We start from the raw sequence: 17,772 nt of genomic DNA on the forward strand, positions 1-17,772 counted from the left end.
CGTTATCAATTAATATAACTCGTAAACCTTTTCAATTTTTCCTTATGTAAACTATATTTTTGTAAAATTAATGTAAATAATTTGTGATTATAAACACAAAAATAACAAAAACATTACTCCTTGATAATCAGAAAGAAATAATGTTAACAAATTGATTTATAAGAAAATAAAGATAATAAGTTCATAAATATATTATTTTGGCTAACGATTTGGTCTATTGAATAGACATGTATATACAACTATACATTTAACAAATATCCAAAGAGCAAAAGGAGTCAGACCGTGACCGCCCAGAATAATAAATTTCGTAATGTCGATATCCGGGCACCCAGAGGGACGCAACTTACAGCCAAAAGCTGGTTAACCGAAGCGCCTCTGCGCATGTTAATGAATAATCTTGATCCAGAAGTTGCTGAAAACTCGCATGAACTGGTGGTATATGGGGGCATTGGTCGGGCTGCCCGAAACTGGGAATGTTATGACAAGATTGTTGAAACACTGAAAAAACTGGAAGACGACGAAACGTTGTTAATCCAATCGGGTAAACCGGTTGGGGTGTTTAAAACGCATAAAAATTCACCACGGGTACTGATTGCGAATTCGAATCTGATACCGCATTGGGCTACCTGGGAACACTTCAATGAGTTGGATGCGAAAGGATTGGCTATGTACGGTCAGATGACTGCCGGTAGCTGGATCTACATTGGTAGCCAGGGGATTATTCAAGGCACCTATGAAACGTTCGTGGAAGCTGGTCGTCAGCATTACAACGGTAATTTACAGGGGCGTTGGGTGTTAACTGCTGGTTTAGGCGGTATGGGGGGAGCACAACCGCTGGCTGCAACACTGGCCGGAGCATGTTCTCTGAATATTGAATGTCAGCAAAGCAGGATCGATTTCCGCCTACGTACTCGTTATATCGATGAACAAGCTAAGGGTCTGGACGACGCACTGGCCCGGATCGAAAAATACATTCAGGAAGGTAAAGCCATCTCTATCGCACTGTGCGGTAATGCTGCTGAAATTTTGCCAGAATTAATTCGTCGTGGCGTGCGCCCGGATTTGGTTACTGACCAGACAAGCGCACATGATCCTCTCAACGGTTATCTGCCGAAAAACTGGAGCTGGGAAGAATACCGCCAGCGTGTGATATCGGCACCAGCGGATGTTATCCAGGCAGCAAAATCTTCAATGGCAGAGCATGTTAAGGCGATGTTGTCTTTTCAGAGACAGGGAATTCCTGTTTTTGATTACGGCAACAATATTCGCCAAATGGCGTATGAAGTTGGCGTAGAAAATGCCTTCGATTTCCCTGGTTTTGTTCCTGCCTATATTCGCCCGTTATTTTGCCGTGGTATCGGGCCTTTCCGTTGGGTAGCACTTTCTGGCGATCCACAGGATATCTACAAAACTGACGCCAAAGTTAAAGAATTGCTCCCTGATGATACACATTTACATCGCTGGTTGGATATGGCCAGAGAACGCATCAGTTTTCAGGGATTACCTGCCCGTATCTGCTGGGTTGGTTTAGGCGAACGCGCCAAACTGGGGTTAGCTTTTAACGAAATGGTACGCAGCGGTGAGCTTTCTGCGCCGATTGTTATTGGGCGTGATCATCTGGATTCCGGTTCTGTCGCCAGTCCGAACCGGGAAACCGAATCCATGTGTGATGGTTCTGACGCCGTTTCGGATTGGCCGTTGTTGAATGCCTTACTTAACACCGCCAGCGGTGCTACCTGGGTTTCTCTGCATCATGGCGGCGGCGTCGGAATGGGCTTCTCACAACATGCAGGTATGGTGATCGTTTGTGATGGAACCGATGAAGCCGCAGAACGTATAGCCAGAGTACTGCACAACGATCCGGCTACCGGAGTCATGCGTCATGCTGATGCAGGTTATGAAATCGCTATTCATTGTGCCAAAGAGCACGGATTAGATTTGCCTATGCTCAATACAAAATAAGGAACATTATGAAACAATTAACTCTCTATCCAGGCAAATTGACCCTTGATGAACTGCGTCAGGTTTATCTGCAACCCATAAAAGTCACTCTGGATAGCCAAACTTTTCCGGCTATTGAGCACAGCGTGGCATGTGTTAATGCTATTCTTGCTGAAAAACGCATCGCGTATGGAATTAATACCGGATTTGGACTATTAGCCAGTACCCGGATTGAGGAAAATAATTTAGAAAAACTGCAACATTCGCTTGTCGTATCTCATGCTGCCGGGATAGGTGAAGCGCTGGACGATAACATGACCCGGTTGATCATGGTATTGAAAATCAACAGCCTCTCCCGCGGTTACTCAGGCATTCGTCTGGAAGTCATTCAGGCGTTGGTCGCTTTAGTTAATGCGGAAGTTTATCCCTGTATTCCTTGTAAAGGATCTGTCGGCGCATCTGGTGATTTAGCACCGTTGGCTCATATGAGTTTGTTATTACTTGGGGAAGGACAGGCGCGTTATCAGGGAGAGTGGTTGCCAGCCAAAGACGCTCTGGCAAAAGCCAATTTACAACCTATCACATTGGCGGCCAAAGAGGGTTTAGCGTTGCTTAATGGAACTCAAGTCTCCACCGCTTTTGCGTTGCGTGGATTATTTGAGGCAGAAGATCTGTTGGCGGCAGCTATAGTTTGCGGCTCTTTGTCCGTAGAAGCGGCGTTGGGTTCTCGCAAACCATTTGATGCCCGCGTGCATGAAGTTCGTGGGCAACAGGGGCAGATTGACGTAGCTGCATTGTATCGTCATGTATTGGAAGAGAGCAGTGAACTATCAGATTCCCATATGGATTGTCCAAAGGTACAAGATCCTTACTCATTACGTTGTCAGCCACAAGTCATGGGAGCTTGCCTGACTCAGCTCCGTCATGCTGCCGATGTTATTCTGACGGAAGCTAATGCTGTATCTGATAATCCATTGGTATTTGCTGAACAGGGTGAAGTGATTTCCGGTGGTAATTTTCATGCTGAACCCGTTGCAATGGCATCTGATAACCTGGCGCTGGCATTAGCGGAAATAGGTGCATTGTCAGAACGACGTATTGCGTTGTTGATGGATTCACATATGTCACAGCTTCCGCCTTTCCTGGTTGAGAACGGAGGTGTGAATTCCGGTTTTATGATTGCACAAGTGACGGCAGCGGCTCTTGCCAGTGAAAATAAAGCGTTAGCCCATCCTGCGAGTGTTGACAGTTTACCGACTTCGGCCAATCAGGAAGATCACGTATCAATGGCTCCGGCTGCCGGGCGTCGTCTGTGGGAGATGGCAGAAAATACCCGGGGTATTCTGGCAATTGAATGGTTATCCGCCTGTCAGGGAATAGACTTCCGAAATGGCCTAAAAAGCAGTCCGATTCTGGAAAAATCGCGTCATATTTTGCGTGAAAAGGTAGATTATTACGATCAGGATCGTTTTTTTGCGCCAGATATTGCTGCTGCGGTACAACTATTGGCTGGGCAACACCTTTCCTCACTACTTCCTGCTGGACAGATATTACAGACTAAAAATAACCGTTAAATAAACCGAGGGCCGGCTTCTGTCCGGCCTGATCGTTGCAGTTATCTTTCATAAAACCCAATAATAAAAGATAAGAGGGTAAATCATGCAAGCCACATTACACCTAGAACGAGGACTCAACGCTCGCCATATTCGGTTTATGGCGTTGGGTTCTGCGATTGGCACCGGTCTTTTTTATGGTTCTGCTGAGGCAATAAAAATGGCAGGTCCGGCGGTATTATTAGCTTATTTAGTGGGCGGCGCCGCTGTCTTTATGGTCATGCGCGCTCTGGGAGAAATGGCGGTCCACAAACCGGACGCCGGTTCTTTTGCCAGTTACGCCCATCAATATTTAGGCCCGTTACCGGGGTTTATTACGGGTTGGACTTACACTTTCGAAATGATAATAGTCTGTCTGGCTGATGTAACGGCTTTCGGTATTTATATGGGGCTATGGTATCCGGAAGTGCCGCGTTGGATATGGGTACTCAGTATTATTTTCATTATTGGCGCGCTGAATCTTTGTAAAGTCAAAGTATTTGGCGAAATGGAGTTCTGGCTGTCAATTCTGAAAGTTGCGGCGATCAGTGCCATGATTATTGCTGGGGCTGGCATTATTCTGTTTGGTTTCAGCGGCCATTTTCAGGCGACAGGCGTTCAAAATCTGTGGCAACACGGCGGATTTATGCCTAATGGATTTGGCGGCATCATTGAGTCTCTGGCAGTCGTTATGTTTGCTTTCGGTGGTATTGAAATCATTGGTATAACATCCAGTGAAGCTAAAAATCCGGCGAAAATGATCCCGCAAGCAATCAACTCTATCCCGGTCCGTATCCTGCTATTTTATGTACTGACTATTTTTGTATTAATGGCAATTTACCCCTGGAGCAGCATCGGTCAGGAGGGCAGTCCATTTGTCGCTATATTTCAGGGATTGGGAATTAATTCGGCGGCGAATATACTGAATATTATCGTGATCACGGCGGCAATTTCGGCTATTAACAGCGATATTTTTGGTGCGGGTCGGATGATGTATGGTATGGCGGAGAAAGGACTAGCGCATAAAAAATTTATGAAACTAAGCCGTAACGGCGTGCCTTGGGTGACCATCATGGTGATGACATTGGCATTGCTGTGTGCTGTTGTCCTTAATTACTTACTCCCTAAACAGGTGTTTGTCATCATTGCTTCGATTGCTACTTTTGCCACGGTATGGGTCTGGTTAATGATTTTGCTTTCTCAGTTTGCTATGCGCAGAAAGATCTCACCGGAAGAAGCACAAAAATTAAAATTTCCAGTACCGATGTGGCCTGTTGCACCGATTCTGACTATCGTGTTTATGCTATTTATTATTGCTGTTCTGAGTTACTTCCCAGCGACACGAATTGCGTTTTATGTAGGAGGCGTATGGATCCTGCTGTTAACTGCGGCCTATTATTTATGGATACGGAACAACATAACCTCCGTTAGCCCCGATCTGCCAATAGAACGTCATATTGAATAATATAGAGAAACCGTTTTGTCAGCCGGTTGAATAAGACGGTTTCCGCAGAAAATTGGTCAAAAATCTGCAATAAAACATCAGCGCCATCCTTTTATTGTAATTAGCCTGACATGAAAGCTGATTTGTCTCAGTGATCGTGGCAAACTAACAGGTCAATGAATTTACGGGGTTGGAGGGGCTTTTGGACAAGATTTTTATCGATGAGGCAGTGGCTGAATTATATACCATTCAGGATATGTTGCGCTGGTCTGTCAGCCGGTTTAATGCGGCGAATATTTATTACGGACACGGTACAGACAATCCTTGGGATGAAGCTCTGCAGCTGGTTCTTCCATCGCTGTTTCTGCCACTGGATATTCCACAGGAAATGATGACGGCACGGCTGACATCAACTGAACGTCATCGTATTGTCGAACGGGTTCTTCGCCGTATTAATGATCGTATTCCTGTTGCTTATTTGACTAACAGAGCGTGGTTCTGTGGTCATGAATTTTATGTTGATGAACGGGTTCTGGTTCCACGCTCACCGATTGGTGAACTGATTAATAATGAATTTTCAGAACTGATCTCTGATGAACCAGCCAATATCCTTGATCTCTGTACAGGTAGCGGTTGTATTGCCATCGCCTGTGCATATGCTTTCCCGGAAGCGGAGATAGATGCGGTGGATATTTCCGCTGATGTATTGGCAGTGACTGAACAAAATATTCAGAATCACAACCTTGAGCATCGGGTAATTCCCATTCGTTCCGATCTGTTCCGCGATATGCCACCTGTTAAGTACGATCTTATCGTCACTAATCCGCCTTATGTCGATGCTGAGGACATGAGTGACTTGCCAGAAGAGTTCCGCCGTGAGCCTGAGTTGGGGCTGGCTGCGGGTTCCGATGGTTTAAAACTGGCACGCCGCATTCTTGCAACCGCTCCCGATTTTCTGACAGAACAGGGTGTGTTGATTTGTGAAGTTGGCAACAGCATGGTGCATTTGATTGAACAATATCCTGATGTGCCATTTACCTGGCTGGAATTTGAATATGGCGGAGACGGTGTATTTATGATGACACGTCAACAGCTTATCGAATATCACGAGCATTTTCGTTTATTTAAAGACTGATAGTGGGGTGGGTTGTCGCTGCGGTTATTAATGCAGAACTTGCAGAGTTAAATATCGAGCTAAATAAACATTAAATAAAAGAACAACTAACAGGAAGGAACTGGGATGGCTGGAAATAGTATCGGGCAGTTTTTCCGGGTCACCACCTTTGGTGAATCTCACGGTTTGGCCTTGGGATGCATCGTTGATGGTGTGCCGCCGGGTATCACAATCACAGAAGCGGATTTGCAAATTGATTTAGACAGGCGCCGTCCGGGAACGTCCCGTTATACAACGCAACGCCGTGAGCCGGATCAGGTTCGCATTCTTTCCGGTGTATTTGAAGGGGTAACGACCGGTACCAGTATCGGTTTACTGATTGAAAATACTGATCAACGTTCTCAGGATTACAGTGCGATTAAAGACGTGTTCCGTCCGGGACATGCTGATTACACTTATGAACAGAAATATGGTATCCGCGACTATCGTGGTGGTGGCCGTTCTTCTGCCCGTGAAACGGCAATGCGGGTTGCGGCAGGTGCGATAGCGAAAAAGTATTTGCTGGATAAGTATGGTATTCGTGTCCGTGCCTGTTTGAGTCAGATGGGTAATATCCATTGCGAATTAAAAGATTGGGAACAGGTGGAACAAAACCCATTTTTCAGTCCTGATGAAACCAAACTTGAACAACTTGATGCCCTGATGCGTGAGCTGAAAAAAGCGGGTGACTCTATTGGTGCGAAAGTGACGGTTGTGGCGGAAAATGTGCCAGCCGGATTGGGAGAACCTGTTTTCGACCGCCTTGATGCTGATATCGCTCATGCGCTGATGAGTATTAACGCAGTAAAAGGCGTAGAAATTGGTGAAGGTTTTGGCGTTATTGATCTGCGTGGCAGTGAAAACAGGGATGAAATTACGGCTCAGGGTTTCACCAGTAATCATGCGGGTGGAATTCTGGGGGGGATCAGCAGCAGCCAGCCAATTGTTGCTCATATTGCGTTGAAACCCACTTCCAGCATCATGGTGCCGGGTAAAACGATTAACCGTCAGGGTGAAGAGGTTGAAATGGTAACCCGTGGTCGCCATGATCCTTGTGTTGGTATCCGGGCGGTACCGATTGCAGAAGCCATGATGGCTATTGTTCTGATGGATCACCTGTTACGCCAGAAAGCACAGTGCGCGGATGTTGAATCCAGTCTTCCGCGTTGGTGATTAGGCAGATGAAGCTAGCCTTGAAATCCCGGATATTGAAATGGGTAGCTGGATACGGATAAGCGGTTTCTTTTGATGGGATAAAATATGGATTGGTTATTATCAGGGGCGGAAATTTATGGTCTGCTCTTTCTGGTTGCGATAATCGCTGGATTTATCGACTCGATTTCTGGCGGTGGCGGTTTACTGACCATCCCTGCGTTACTATCAGTCGGCGTCTCGCCTGTGCAGGCGCTGGCGACAAACAAATTGCAGGCAGTGGGGGGGTCTTTCTCTGCCAGCCTCTATTTTGTCCGTTATGGTGCGGTTGATCTCAAGTCTCAGCGCTTTGCCATACTAATGACATTGTTTGGTTCAATGGCGGGAGCGATGATTGTCCAGTTTATCAAACCCGATTTTCTCCGCCAGCTATTACCGGTTCTGGTTATCGTTATTGGCCTTTACTTCTTGTTGACTCCAACGATAGGCAAGGAAGATTGCCATCGTCGTCTGGCTCCAGTGGCATTCGCCTGTCTTATCGGGGGTGGATTGGGTTTATACGATGGCGTATTTGGTCCCGGTGTTGGCTCATTTTATGCGTTAGCTTATGTTACCCTGTGCGGCTATAACCTGGCGAAATCCACCGCTCATGCCAAAGTACTGAACTTTGCCTCTAACATGGGTTCACTGGTGCTGTTTATCCTTGGTGGTCAGGTTTTGTGGGTATTGGGTCTTGTTATGCTGGCAGGGCAGGTAATCGGTGCACGGCTGGGCGCACGTTTGGTTTTAACACATGGTCAAAAACTTATTCGCCCTATGATAGTGACTATCTCTTTTTTGATGAGTATTAAGTTATTGGATGATAATCACGGAGATACGATCCGTACCTGGCTGGCGTTTTATTTCTGATTCAGGATTTTGTTTTTAATTCATGACAATGCATAACTATCAACAACTTATAGATATTTTTAATCGCTGTTTTGGTGATGAATACAATACACGTCTGGTAAAAGGTGATAACGAACCTATTTACTTGCCGGCAGATGAAGACATTCCTTATAACCAGATTGTATTTGCTCATGGCTTCTATGCCAGTGCGTTACATGAGATTGCCCATTGGTGCATTGCGGGTAAAGAGCGTCGGAAACGGGTGGATTTTGGCTATTGGTATTGCCCTGATGGGCGTGATGCACAGACGCAAAGTGAATTTGAGAAAGTAGAAATTAAGCCTCAGGCGCTTGATTGGATATTTTGTACCGCTGCGGGTTTTCCGTTCAATATCAGTTGTGACAACCTTGAAGGGGATTTTGAACCTGATAGGCTGGCTTTTCAGCGTAAAGTTCATGCTCAAATCATGAACTATTTAGCGCAGGGAATACCGGCAAGAGCGGAGTGCTTTATTCAGGGACTACAATCGTTCTACAATACGCCCCCATTGAAAGTGGAACATTTTCCTTACCCGGAAGATATATTCGCAGATTGAAATTGAATTTAAGGAAAGATGATGCTCGCTGAGTTTGAAACGCGTATTTTGGCGCAAATTGATGACATGGTAGATCATGCCAGTGATGATGAATTATTTGCTGGTGGCTATCTCCGCGGGCATCTCACTTTGGCGGTGGCAGAATTGGAACAGGAAGGCGCTCATACGGCTGAACAGCTTCATGATCGTGTTGAAGAAAGTATCCAAAATGCGATTAAAGCAGGAGAATTGGCACCACCGGATCAGATTCTGGTTCTCCATACCTGGCAGCGTCTGCTGGATAATGCTAAAACTCAATGAATTGATTAAAGCAATAGGAAAAACGAACAGTTGTTGGGCTGGTAGGAATTGTCATCGGATATGTAATCAATAATCGCCAACAAATCAGCCCTGGCTGTTTCCTTCCATTCAAGAACGAGCACGAAGTTTCCTGTTAATCAATTCCTGAGCGGTACAATTCCTTATGGTTTTTCGGTTTTAACTTCGCGGCCTTTCAGTAGCTTTCTGATCCAAAAACGGTTTGGATGAAGGGCTGCCAGTGTTTCATTATCCAGTGGCAATGGTTCATCAAAGATTTGCCCTGCAAGGATTTCTGCACTGAGTGGGGCAGAGCATAACCCACGGGAACCTAATGCTCCAATAACAAACAGATTGGAATAACAGGGGGCATCTGCGACAGGGTTCCCTGTGCGGATTTGTTCTGATAGATTCTGATAATTTGCCATTATTTCATTGAGATTAGGCACATTTCCCACCATTGGCATATGGTCACGAATAACGCAGCGAATACCTTGGCGAGATTTTCCGGCAGAAATATCAACCTGGCTTACCCATTCGGCATCGGGTAAACATTTCAGTAATCGCTCACGATTCTCTTGTTGTTCTGTTTCAGAATATTCGCTATCAAGCCGATGGCGCTGATAACTGGCCCCGATGCAGTGGTACTGATTGGTTGGATTAGCTGGTGTCATATAGCCATCATAGCAAAGCACATTTTTCAACTTACTCAGCTCTGCTGTGGTTGGAATATGACTGACCTGACCACGCACGGCGGTAACCGGCAATTTTTCAGTTTGTTTAAACTGGGGCAGATGATGACCGTTGGCAATCACAACCGTTTTATGATGCGTGTTTAAGCGTTGTCCTTGATGTATCAAATGCAGTTGCCAACCATTTTCGCTACGGTCAAGATCGGTAATTTCATGATTGAAGAAACAGAGCATCCCTTGCTGTTGTGCTAATTCTGTTGCCGCTTTGGTCAATTCGGCTGGGCATAGCCACCCGCCTCGTGGATAGTGAATACCGTGGTGATTAATATCCAGTCCACATTCTTCACTTAATTGGTGGCGGTTCATACCGACAGCGATTTCATCCGGCCATTCTGTTGCCAGAATTTTTTCAATTTTCCTGCTACTTTTTTCATCATAAACAAACTGGCTGACACCACACCATTGATGACCAAAACGAACTCCCTGAGCGGATAGCTGATCATACTGACGGCGGGCAAAAGTAAATGCAGATGTAAAGAATTTTTCGAGCCCATTACTATTACCGTTAAGTAACGGGTAGAGCGCTCCCTGACGATTACCGGACGCACCTTGTGCCGGAAATTCATCCTGACAATAAAGCGTAACTTGTGCTCCACGGCGCAGTAGCGCAAGAGCGGTGAGAATACCGGCAATACCACCGCCGATAATCGCGATATCATCTGTGTGGCTTGCCGCTGGACGGGCAAACCACGGTGTGGGCAATGACTGATATTTTTGCGCTGTCAGAACTCCAGTTAGCATTTCTCTTTTGCGACCAAATCCTTTTACTTTACTGACACTAAAACCTGCTTGTTGTAAACCACGACGGACGATACCGGCAGAAGTGAAGGTGGCAAAGGTGCCGTCTAGGCGGGCAAATTGTGCCATTGTGGCAAACAGTTGTTCGCTCCACATTTGTGGGTTTTTTGCAGGCGCGAAGCCATCTAAAAACCAGGCATCTATTTTACCGTAGAGGCTGGAATCCATTATTGGCAACAGATCATTGACGTCACCAAACCATAAATCCAGTGTGACCGTTCCATTTGCCATAATTAGCCGATGGCAGCCAGCCAACGGTTGAGGCCATTGCTGGCAGAGCTGCTGCGAAAAAATGTCAAGCTCAGGCCAGCGTTGATGAGCTGTCTGTAAGTCACTGGTTTTCAGTGGGTATTTCTCGAAACTAATGAAATGCAGATGTTTCAATGGGGCATCAGGATTTTGCTGCCGAAATGCATTAAATGATTGCCATAGTGTCAGAAAATTCAAGCCTGTTCCGAAACCTGTTTCTGCTATGACACAGTTGGTACGGGAATGTGAGCTGAATCGTTGGGGAAAGCGGTTGCCGTTAAGGAATACATAACGGGTTTCTTCCAATCCATCCTGATTTGAAAAATAAACGTCGTCGAATTGAGCTGAAACCGGAGTACCCTGATCATTCCAACTCAGGGTTGCGGTACAGATGGCAGAGTTTTTCACGGTAATGCCTGCAATGTTACTGATAATAACGTGATTTTAACGGTGTTAAGCTTAATGTGCCACCTGATAGGAGAAGAGATTGGAAACCCATAAACCAGAAGGCTGGTGCTGATGAAAATCGCCGAGAAAAAGAAAATATTATCTGAAAAAACATAAAATGGTATCTTTATACCATCAGGCCATTTACGGGTTGATTTATGAAGATAAAATAAAGGAGGGTGACTTATAAAAATTATTCAGAATTGCCAGTAAAACAGTATCAGTAAAGATAAAAAGCGAATATGATTAACGTTGATTAAATGTAAAATACAATATGCCATGATGATTAAACTTAATAAAAATCAGGTGTTAAAAGTGGTAAAAACAACAGTGAAAACTTCATAAAACTCAGGTTGGGATCCCACTTTAGTTATAAAAAGAATATTATCTGAAAAACTGCACCTTAATCAGTTAGTATCCAACTTTTAGGGTGCAGTTCAACAAAGCGGGGTTTAAGTTTATAAAGGAATATAAAATTTACACAGTTTTTTGAATTCCTTTGATTGTGCTTCCTTTAAGTGTGAAGAAATCATATCAATCATTGATATCACTTTTCTCTTGGCGGCTGCTTTATCACCGTTTTTGTGATTGACTTCTTCAATATAAGATGAGCATAACTTACAAAATTCAGCTACTCTTTTTTTAAGGACATTTGAGTCTTTATCGATAAAATCGTAATAGCGGTGATTATTAGCCTGCTTTAGGTAATCTGAATTTGGTATAGGTGCTCGTATGAATGTTTTCTCTGAGTTTAATCCAGAAATATCCTTATCATGGCTCTTGTATATAGACTCTAATAACCGCTGATTTTTACTGGATATAATCATAATTAGCCCATAAAGTGTGATGAATGCTCCAATTAGGATATGGTTCTGTTGTGACACAACCAATCTAATATTGTTAATTTTGTTGCCGTATTGTGATGAGATATTTGTATCCATATTAAAAGCTACTAATATCCATACAATACCAACGCTTAATAGAAGATAACCCAGTCCTCTCATTATTAACCCCCATAAAGTTAGTGGGTGGAAGTGCTCTAACTCACTTAGGTCTTACAATGAACCGACCATTTTATATGACATAATATCATTACAATCATTTTGTGTGTGAATAATGGCTTTATTACTAATAAAGTCAGAAAATTTTCTATTTCAAAATGTTTGTTACTGTAAGTTTGGAGAATTTAAGTCATTCTGTTAGTAAGATAACATAAGGTCCGGTTCTTTTCATAAAAATTCTATTCATGGTTATAGCAGCTGTTATTAAACTTGTTTCTAATTAGAAGAAAACGTAATAAAAATAACAGATATAGTCGTCTCTATATAAATTAAACTTATTAATCATTATTCAGTTGCCTGATAAATTCAGGTGTGTTGCATGGAGTGCCTGAAATTTATTGTCATCCATTGCTATCTAAATAGTTTATGCCACGTTCTATGTAGGTTAGTTGTTGTTTTGACCAGAAAATATATCAGGATCTTTCGATGGATGAATTTTTCTTCGTAATTTTATCCTGATCGGACTTGTTCGGCGTACAAGTGTACGCTAAAGTGCTGTTAGCATTGATAGAGATCCCGCAGATAAACATATTTTAATGAGGTATTTAATGAAGCGTGCAGTGATCACTGGATTGGGTATTGTCTCCAGCATTGGTAATAACCAGAAAGAAGTACTGGCATCTCTGAAAGAAGGCCGCTCCGGGATAACTTTTTCCGAAGAATTCAAAGAGATGAAAATGAGAAGTCACGTCTGGGGTAATGTAAAACTGGATACTACAGGGTTAATAGACCGAAAAATTCAGCGTTTCATGAGTGATGCTTCTGTTTATGCTTATCTGGCAATGGATGAAGCAATTAAAGATTCTGGCCTGACTGATGATCAGGTTTCTCATATTCGCAGTGGATTAGTTGTGGGTTCTGGTGGTGGTTCTCCACATAACCAGGTGGCTGCTGCTGATGGTATGCGTTCTCGTGGTCTGCGTGGCGTAGGGCCTTATATGGTGACCCGTGCGATGGCTTCCGGTGTGTCAGCTTGCCTTGCAACCCCTTTTAAAATCAAAGGAGTAAACTACTCTATCAGTTCTGCTTGTTCTACCTCGGCTCATTGTATTGGTCATGCGGCTGAACTTATTCAGTTGGGAAAACAGGATGTTGTTTTTGCCGGTGGTGGTGAAGAGCTGTGCTGGGAAATGAGCTGTGAATTTGATGCAATGGGTGCACTTTCAACGAGATATAACGAAACTCCTGAACAAGCTTCCCGTACTTATGATAAAAACCGTGATGGTTTTGTTATTGCTGGCGGTGGCGGTATCGTTGTTGTTGAAGAATTGGAACATGCATTAGCACGCGGCGCACACATATACGCTGAAATTGTTGGGTATGGTGCAACATCTGATGGTGCAGATATGGTGGTTCCATCTGGTGAAGGTGCAGTTCGTTGTATGAACATGGCGTTGCAAGGTGTGAAAGATTCTATTGACTATGTGAATACGCATGGTACTTCCACTCCAGCGGGTGATTTGAAAGAGTTGGAGGCTATCAGGGAAGTCTTTGGTGATACAACACCGGCAATTTCTGCAACAAAAGCGATGACAGGCCATTCATTGGGTGCTGCTGGTGTACATGAAGCGATTTATAGTCTGCTGATGTTAGAACATAGTTTTATTGCACCGAGTATTAACATTGAAGATCTTGATGATAAAGCGGCGGGCATGAATATCATTACGAAACCTACCGAACAAAAGTTGAATACAGTAATGTCCAACAGTTTTGGTTTTGGTGGTACGAATGCTTCCCTGGTGATGAGCAAGTATTTGGGGTAATTCTCCTCGTCAGGTTTGGACAGTGCTCAGATAAAAGCAATAACTTTTGGCGCATTTTAGGCGACCAGAGTGAGCGAAACGAGTCAACCTCGTGTACTACGTGTATTAATTATACACTTCAGTTTATGTGCGCTGTCCGTATCACCATTATTCTGTTTCCTGATCCTACTAATCACACACTCGGAGAGGCCTTCAGAATATATGGGGTTAAAGAAGAAGATCGTCTGCAATTGTTAATGATATTGCATGTTCGTTATTATTTAGTGATTATTTAACAGTGAATCAAGAATTTTGACTCATGGGTTCGGTAAAAATTTGAGGTTAAATATCAATGAAAGTCCATTTTGCTGGATTCTAATTTTTTGTGAAATATAATATTAATGTGATGTGTATTGTTATCTCCTCGTTAGTAACAAAAGCCCATAATTTTTTGATGATAATTATGGGCTTTTGCTTATCAGGTTTTAGTTTCAGTCACCATTTGCTGAGTACAGCGTTTACGGATAATGCGTAATATTGGCGGAATAATCAAAACCAATACTGCCAATACTAATAAACTTTGAGCAATTACACTGTTCCACAGAATACCAAATTCTCCATTACTAATAGAAAGTGCGCGACGTAAATTTTGTTCCAGCATTTCTCCCAGTACGAAACCGAGAATTAATGGCGACATGGGAAAGTTCATTTTCCTCAGAATGTAACCGAAAACGCCTAGCCCTATCATTAATAGCAGATCAAATGTCGTGCTATGTACGGCATATACACCAACGGCCGAAACGGTAGCAATGGCAGGGACAAGGAACCATAACGGAATAGTTAACATCCGGGTGAATAGACCTATCATTGGGATATTCATAATCAGCAGGATAATATTGGCAATCAGTAATGCTGCAATTAATCCCCACACAATATCCGGTTGCTCAGTAAACATTCCCGGACCCGGCGTAATGTTATAGAGCGTTAATGCACCCATCATAACGGCAGTGGTGCCTGAACCTGGAACGCCTAATGTTAGCATTGGAATAAAGGAGCCACAGGCCGAAGCGTTATTAGCCGCTTCCGGTGCCGCAACGCCACGAATATCACCTTTACCAAATGAATCGCTGTTTCCACTGATCTTTTTCTCGGTCATATAGGTAATTGCGCTGGCAATTGTTGCCCCTGCACCTGGCAAAATACCGACAAAGAAACCGATAAAAGATGACCTGATCGTTGGCATGGCGCATTCAGCCGCTTCCTTGCGGTTAAACAACAAACGGCCTGTTTTGCGGATAATAGTTTGGCCGGTTGATGTATTCTCTAGCATCAGCAGAATTTCGCTGACAGAGAACAGTCCTATCACTACAACAATAAACTGAATACCATCTGACAGATGAACGTTGTCGAAAGTAAAACGGTAAACCCCGGTGTTGGCGTCTACTCCGACAGTTGCCAGACCCAATCCTATCAGTGCCGCTAATAGTGATTTCAGCGGATTCTGACTCATCATGCTACCCAGACAGGCAATAGCAAAAACCATTAGTGCAAAATATTCAGCAGGGCCGAAAGCCAATGACCACTGCGCCAGTAATGGAGCAAACAAAATAATGCCGAAAATTGACAGCAAAGAACCACAGAAAGAACTGACCGCGGAAATAGATAACGCCACACCCGCACGGCCTTGTTTCGCCATCGGATAACCATCCAGTGCGGTCATAATGGCGGCGGCATCGCCGGGAACATTCAGCAGAATTGACGATATACGCCCACCATACTCACAGCCGATATAAACAGTTGCTAATAAGATCAGAGCCGATTCAGCAGGCAGTTTTAACGCAAAAGCCAGTGGCAGAAGAATCGCAACACCATTAATCGGCCCAAGCCCCGGTAACAGGCCAACAATCGTACCGACAAAACAGCCAATTAAAGCAATAATCAGGTTTTGCGGCACCATTGCAACTTCAAAACCCTGACTGAGATACATCCAGGTTTCCATAAGATTCTCCGTCAGTTGAGCCAGTTGCCGAGCGGCAAGGTTACATCGAGTAAGCGATCAAAGGCGAAATAGAGCGTGGCACCAAGGAACACCCCGGAGATGGTTGCAGCAGGCAGTGTCGCGTTAAATAACAGGGCGATACTGAATGTCAGCAGAGCGGTAGCCAGAGGAAAACCCAGCCATTCAAATGCCCAGCCATAAATAACCAAAGAGACAATCAGTATCATCAGGCGACGAATAACCGATGCGTCAGGCCAGTTGTTCTGTTCTGGTTTTTTGAAGAGCAGCAATAAAGCACAGAGAGCCATCAAAGACAGAATAATCATCGGAAAAGGTCTGGGCCCCAGGGGTTCATAAGTGTATTCACTCTGGATCCCCCAACCAATAACCATACCGATGGTACAGAGTACTAACCAGACAGCCGCGAAGATACGATCGCTCATGATAATTGCCCTGTTATTTGGCTAAGCCGAAAGCTTTGGCTTGTTCACGATACTGTTCAACCTGTTTTTTCACATAGCTGTCCAGTTCCTTGCCGGTCATATTGAATTCGAACAATCCACGGATATCACGCTGCTTTTTAAAAGCATCTGTTTGTTGTAATTTATTAAAAGTATCAACCCACCACTGATACGCTTCATCGGAGACTTTGGGCCCCATATAAAATCCGCGGATAATCGGCCATACCAGGTCATAGCCTTGCTCTTTGGCAGTAGGGATATTGGCTAAATCACCTTCCAGCCGTTTATCGGCATAAACAGCCAAAACACGGATTTTGTCTCCATTCAGGTAAGGCACCATCTCGCTCAGATCGCCGGAGACAGCCTGAATATGATTACCCAGCAGAGCAGTGACAGGTTCACCACCTCCCTCAAAAGCGACATAACGCATTTTGTGAGGATCAATACCAACCTCTTTTGCCAGCAGTGCTGTTTTCATCCAGTCTTGACTGCCGATAGAAGCGCCGGCACCAAACACAATGCTGGTGGGATTATCTTTGAAAGCATTCATCAAATCATTCAAGGTCTTATAAGGAGAATCAGCACGGACAGCAATCATGCCAAAATCAGTGCCAACACTTGCCAGCCAGCGAACATCATTAACGTTGTAGCGGCCAAATTTTCCTTGAGACAAATTGAGCAAAGAGCCACCGGAAAAGGCAACGATAGTTCCCGCCTCAGCAGGCCGCTGTGCCACGATAGCGTTGTAAGCGACAGCACCAACACCGCCGGGCATAAAGGTGACACGCATAGGTTTACTAATCTCTTTCGTATCCAGTAACGAAACCTGTACCAGCTTGCAAGTCAGATCAAACCCGCCACCCGGTTTTGCCGGGGCAATACATTCAGTTCTGCCAGGTGCGTCGGCAGCAAAAACACTGCTTGCGCTAAATAGTAAAACGGTTGCCGCTAACATTTTGATTATTATAGTTTTCATTTAGTTGTTCCATTGATACCCGTGTAAGATATAGCCACCATAAAACAGATCTGGTTGACTTAATTGATAATAACAAAACCTTTCATTTACCTTTCATTAACAAGAAAAGTTGTTGATATGTGATTTCAATCGCTTAATTTGCGTAGCGTTTCGCATTAATGAGTTAACAAATGGCAACAGACTTTCTTTTTTGTTTTGGTTTGTTGTAAGTTTCTCGTGGTGCTG

Annotated in this window: 14 protein-coding genes; 9 read left to right on the forward strand and 5 right to left on the reverse strand. The window is 44.1% G+C overall.

Annotated features, from left to right (window positions below; translation table 11 throughout):
* The first annotated feature begins 282 nt into the window (after nucleotides 1–282).
* The 8 genes from hutU to C5470_RS15000 all read left to right on the forward strand — a co-directional run bounded on the left by hutU (nucleotide 283) and on the right by C5470_RS15000 (nucleotide 9,065).
* The gene (gene hutU, locus C5470_RS14965; protein WP_166290354.1) at nucleotides 283–1,962 is read left to right on the forward strand and encodes a urocanate hydratase; all 1,680 of its coding nucleotides are present in this window, start codon (nucleotides 283–285) and stop codon (nucleotides 1,960–1,962) included.
* A gap of 8 nt (nucleotides 1,963–1,970) precedes the next feature.
* The gene (gene hutH / locus C5470_RS14970; protein ID WP_166290356.1) at nucleotides 1,971–3,515 is read left to right on the forward strand and encodes a histidine ammonia-lyase; all 1,545 of its coding nucleotides are present in this window, start codon (nucleotides 1,971–1,973) and stop codon (nucleotides 3,513–3,515) included.
* Nucleotides 3,516–3,600: 85 nt separating this feature from the next.
* Nucleotides 3,601–4,998, forward strand: a complete 1,398-nt coding sequence (locus tag C5470_RS14975; protein ID WP_166290358.1) for an amino acid permease — start codon at nucleotides 3,601–3,603, stop codon at nucleotides 4,996–4,998.
* A gap of 181 nt (nucleotides 4,999–5,179) precedes the next feature.
* Nucleotides 5,180–6,112 (forward strand): 50S ribosomal protein L3 N(5)-glutamine methyltransferase, encoded by a 933-nt coding sequence (prmB, locus tag C5470_RS14980; RefSeq protein ID WP_166290360.1) that lies wholly within the window; start codon nucleotides 5,180–5,182, stop codon nucleotides 6,110–6,112.
* 105 nt (nucleotides 6,113–6,217) lie between these two features.
* Nucleotides 6,218–7,303 (forward strand): chorismate synthase, encoded by a 1,086-nt coding sequence (gene aroC, locus C5470_RS14985; protein WP_166290362.1) that lies wholly within the window; start codon nucleotides 6,218–6,220, stop codon nucleotides 7,301–7,303.
* A gap of 87 nt (nucleotides 7,304–7,390) precedes the next feature.
* Nucleotides 7,391–8,191, forward strand: coding sequence for a sulfite exporter TauE/SafE family protein (locus C5470_RS14990; RefSeq protein ID WP_166290364.1), 801 nt, complete (start codon nucleotides 7,391–7,393; stop codon nucleotides 8,189–8,191).
* A gap of 22 nt (nucleotides 8,192–8,213) precedes the next feature.
* On the forward strand, nucleotides 8,214–8,765 hold the full coding sequence (locus tag C5470_RS14995) for an elongation factor P hydroxylase (protein WP_166290366.1): 552 nt from the start codon (nucleotides 8,214–8,216) through the stop codon (nucleotides 8,763–8,765).
* A gap of 21 nt (nucleotides 8,766–8,786) precedes the next feature.
* Nucleotides 8,787–9,065 (forward strand): YfcL family protein, encoded by a 279-nt coding sequence (locus C5470_RS15000; RefSeq protein ID WP_036838273.1) that lies wholly within the window; start codon nucleotides 8,787–8,789, stop codon nucleotides 9,063–9,065.
* Nucleotides 9,066–9,226: 161 nt separating this feature from the next.
* On the opposite strand, the gene mnmC is transcribed toward C5470_RS15000, so the two are convergent.
* The gene (mnmC, locus tag C5470_RS15010; RefSeq protein ID WP_166290368.1) at nucleotides 9,227–11,269 is read right to left on the reverse strand and encodes a bifunctional tRNA (5-methylaminomethyl-2-thiouridine)(34)-methyltransferase MnmC2/FAD-dependent 5-carboxymethylaminomethyl-2-thiouridine(34) oxidoreductase MnmC1; all 2,043 of its coding nucleotides are present in this window, start codon (nucleotides 11,267–11,269) and stop codon (nucleotides 9,227–9,229) included.
* A gap of 497 nt (nucleotides 11,270–11,766) precedes the next feature.
* Complete coding sequence (locus C5470_RS15015; protein WP_166290370.1) at nucleotides 11,767–12,312, reverse strand: hypothetical protein; 546 nt, start codon at nucleotides 12,310–12,312, stop codon at nucleotides 11,767–11,769.
* 605 nt (nucleotides 12,313–12,917) lie between these two features.
* On the opposite strand from C5470_RS15015, the gene fabB reads away from it, so the two are divergent.
* A complete protein-coding gene (gene fabB / locus C5470_RS15020; RefSeq protein ID WP_166290372.1) occupies nucleotides 12,918–14,132 on the forward strand; it encodes a beta-ketoacyl-ACP synthase I in 1,215 nt (404 codons plus the stop codon).
* 457 nt (nucleotides 14,133–14,589) lie between these two features.
* On the opposite strand, the gene C5470_RS15025 is transcribed toward fabB, so the two are convergent.
* The 3 genes from C5470_RS15025 to C5470_RS15035 are packed head-to-tail and all read right to left on the reverse strand — an operon-like array spanning nucleotide 14,590 to nucleotide 17,547.
* On the reverse strand, nucleotides 14,590–16,110 hold the full coding sequence (locus C5470_RS15025; protein ID WP_166290374.1) for a tripartite tricarboxylate transporter permease: 1,521 nt from the start codon (nucleotides 16,108–16,110) through the stop codon (nucleotides 14,590–14,592).
* 11 nt (nucleotides 16,111–16,121) lie between these two features.
* Nucleotides 16,122–16,553 (reverse strand): tripartite tricarboxylate transporter TctB family protein, encoded by a 432-nt coding sequence (locus C5470_RS15030; RefSeq protein WP_166290376.1) that lies wholly within the window; start codon nucleotides 16,551–16,553, stop codon nucleotides 16,122–16,124.
* Nucleotides 16,554–16,566: 13 nt separating this feature from the next.
* Nucleotides 16,567–17,547, reverse strand: coding sequence for a Bug family tripartite tricarboxylate transporter substrate binding protein (locus C5470_RS15035; protein WP_166290378.1), 981 nt, complete (start codon nucleotides 17,545–17,547; stop codon nucleotides 16,567–16,569).
* Nucleotides 17,548–17,772 lie beyond the last annotated feature (225 nt).

Source organism: Photorhabdus stackebrandtii (assembly GCF_011189495.1).
GTDB lineage: Bacteria > Pseudomonadota > Gammaproteobacteria > Enterobacterales > Enterobacteriaceae > Photorhabdus > Photorhabdus khanii.